The organism is Flavobacterium sp., from assembly GCF_013822155.1.
Classification (GTDB): domain Bacteria; phylum Bacteroidota; class Bacteroidia; order Flavobacteriales; family Flavobacteriaceae; genus Flavobacterium.
The window spans coordinates 1-2,430 of sequence record NZ_PNJW01000131.1; the positions used below are offsets into that span (position 1 = coordinate 1).

The following is a 2,430-nucleotide window of genomic DNA, read 5'->3' on the forward strand; positions in this document are numbered from 1 at the left end:
TTTTCATGTAAATAGTCAAAAGTTTTTTCAACCAATGCTTTGCCTATTCCTTTTCCTCTTAGATGTTCTGGTACTTCTGAATGTGTTAAATAATAACAATTCTCTTTTTCTGTGTATTCAATTTTGGCAAAATCATCGCCAACTTTCATTACGAAAAGCTTCAATTCCGGATAGTGTTGTAATTCTAAATTTTCCATTATTATAACTATATTACTGCTTTTGTTTCCCTTTTTCTTTTTTCAAAAGTAAACTCCCAAGGTGCTATCCTTGGGAGATTTACATCAATCAACTTAACCATAAAAAAACAACTATAAAATGATATTTATGCATTTTCCTTTAATCTGTCTGCGTACATTTTTCTCAGTTTCCCCACTTTAGGGGTTATCACTGCATTACAATATCCTGCATTGCTATTGTGATTGTAATAGCCCTGATGATACGCTTCCGCAGGGTAAAAAACTGCAAGTGGACTTAATTCTGTAACTACCTTGTTATCAAAACTTGGATTAATGAGTGCCAAAACTTCTTCGGCTACAGCTTTCTGATTCTCATCATGATAATATATAACCGAACGATATTGTGTTCCGTAGTCAGCTCCCTGCCTGTTCAAAGTTGTTGGATCATGAGTCGTCATAAAAATTGCCAGTAATTCATCATAAGTAATAATCTCTGAATCAAATGTTACCTGAATAACTTCTGCATGACCGGTGTCGCCATTACAAATGTCTCTGTAGGTCGGATTTTTTGTGATTCCACCTGTATAACCCGAAACTACCTTTTCAACACCTTTTAATCTTTGTATGACCGCTTCTACACACCAAAAACATCCTCCGCCAAACGTAGCTAATTGTATGTTTTTCATAATATTAGTATTTATAAATTAAACGGCTACCCTGCAACTACCATGATAATCCTGATGGAAATCTTCCGCCGGATAGAATTTTTCTAAAGCAACGACTTGTGTTACAACTTTTTTTCCGCTTGTTGCTTCCAGTTTTTCAAATACCTTTTTTGTTGCTTCTTCCTGTTCGCTGTTTCGGTATAATACAATAGATCGGTATTGTGAAACAGAATCTAAGTTAGAACTAGATGTTTTACCATATTTTGGAATGAACTTTTCCAACAACGAACTATATGAAATCACATCCGCGTCAAATTCTACGTTTACTACTTCTGCATGGCCCGTTCTGCCTCCACAAACATCAGAATACGTTGGATCAATAAAAGATCCTCCGGCATATCCTGAGACCGCATCTATAACCCCTGGAGTGTCTTGCAGAAATTTTTCAACACCCCAAAAACATCCCCCGCCCAATGTGGCAAACTGTATATTTTTCATCTTTTGCTATTTTAAAAATTAGATAATAATCCTCCTTTAAAATTGAATACCTCAATACAATTAAGCATTTATTTCCTTAATCTTTCAGATAGTAATTTATAGTACAAATTTACATCGATGAAGCAATTATTTAATAATTCAAATTTCCTTAATACTTGTAAATTATTCCTTAATTTAGGATTTATTCATTTTTAAACGCTTGCTTTTTAATGATAGATGAATATTGTGGACCAAAAAATTAAAATACATAGCCCTATTATATTTATGGCAACTAAATACACTGGATAAGAAGGGAGGCTTTTCATAAACCAATGCAATCATTGCAAATAATTCCCCGGAAATTATTCCACCCTAATCGCTGTAGGTGTTTTTTTTGTTTGCTTTTTTATAAAATTGCTAAATGCCTGTACATCTCCGAAAGAGAGCTCAGCGGCAATTTCCTGGATTGGAATAGTAGAATATTTTAATAATCTTTTTGCTTCCAATAGTCTCCTGTTATTAATAATCTCAAGTGGTGTTTTGTCAATATGCATTTTAAAAAAATTAGACAATGTCTTAGGGGATTTAAAAAGCAGGGCCGCATAAGCTGCAACAGTAGTTTTGGTTTTATAGTGTTTTTCGACTAAGAAATTAAACTCTCTGATAACACCAATTGAATTCACATCGCTATTGACATTTAAGCTTTGATTTTTATAAATCCTGACACATAAGATTAAAAGACGCTTTAATAATGACTTGAGCATCTCAAGAGAGTAATCATCCATTTGCTCAATTTCCATTTCAAAAATTTTCCACAACAAATCAAATTGCTTTGAGTTCTCCTTTTCTATCTGAATTTTTGGCACAGTGGAAGCTCCAAAAAACAAAAGCCCTTTGCAGCCAACATCACTATCGTGATCTTCAACACAAAAAAAAGGCTTATTGAATTGAATAACCCTTAATTTTTCAAATTCTAATTTTTGAATAGTATGAAAACTGGTTATGAATATAAAACAATCTTTTTCTATTGTATACGGTTGACTGTCTATAGTAATACTGGCTTGTGTTCCAATATTCCAAATGATAGACAAACCTGTTTTTAAATCCTGATT

4 protein-coding genes are annotated in these 2,430 nt (G+C 33.1%); all 4 read right to left on the bottom strand.

All coding sequences use genetic code 11. From position 1 onward, the window contains the following. On the bottom strand, positions 1-197 hold a 197-nt coding region (locus tag C0512_RS15185), incomplete at its 3' end, for a GNAT family N-acetyltransferase (protein ID WP_290863085.1). A gap of 125 nt (positions 198-322) precedes the next feature. Next, positions 323-862 carry a peptide-methionine (S)-S-oxide reductase MsrA gene (msrA, locus tag C0512_RS15190; protein WP_290863087.1) on the bottom strand — a complete coding sequence of 180 codons (540 nt, stop codon included), beginning with the start codon at positions 860-862 and terminating at the stop codon, positions 323-325. A gap of 18 nt (positions 863-880) precedes the next feature. Then, positions 881-1,339: a peptide-methionine (S)-S-oxide reductase MsrA gene (msrA, locus tag C0512_RS15195; protein WP_290863089.1), complete on the bottom strand. Its 459-nt coding sequence runs from the start codon at positions 1,337-1,339 to the stop codon at positions 881-883. A 341-nt stretch (positions 1,340-1,680) separates the two neighbouring features. Further along, positions 1,681-2,430: AraC family transcriptional regulator (locus C0512_RS15200; protein WP_290863091.1), on the bottom strand; the 750-nt coding region annotated here is incomplete at its 5' end.

Coding starts and splice junctions, on each gene's coding strand:
- msrA (WP_290863087.1), bottom strand. CDS start 862: ATGAAAAACATACAATTAGCTACGTTTGGCGGAGGATGTTTTTGGTGT.
- msrA (WP_290863089.1), bottom strand. CDS start 1,339: ATGAAAAATATACAGTTTGCCACATTGGGCGGGGGATGTTTTTGGGGT.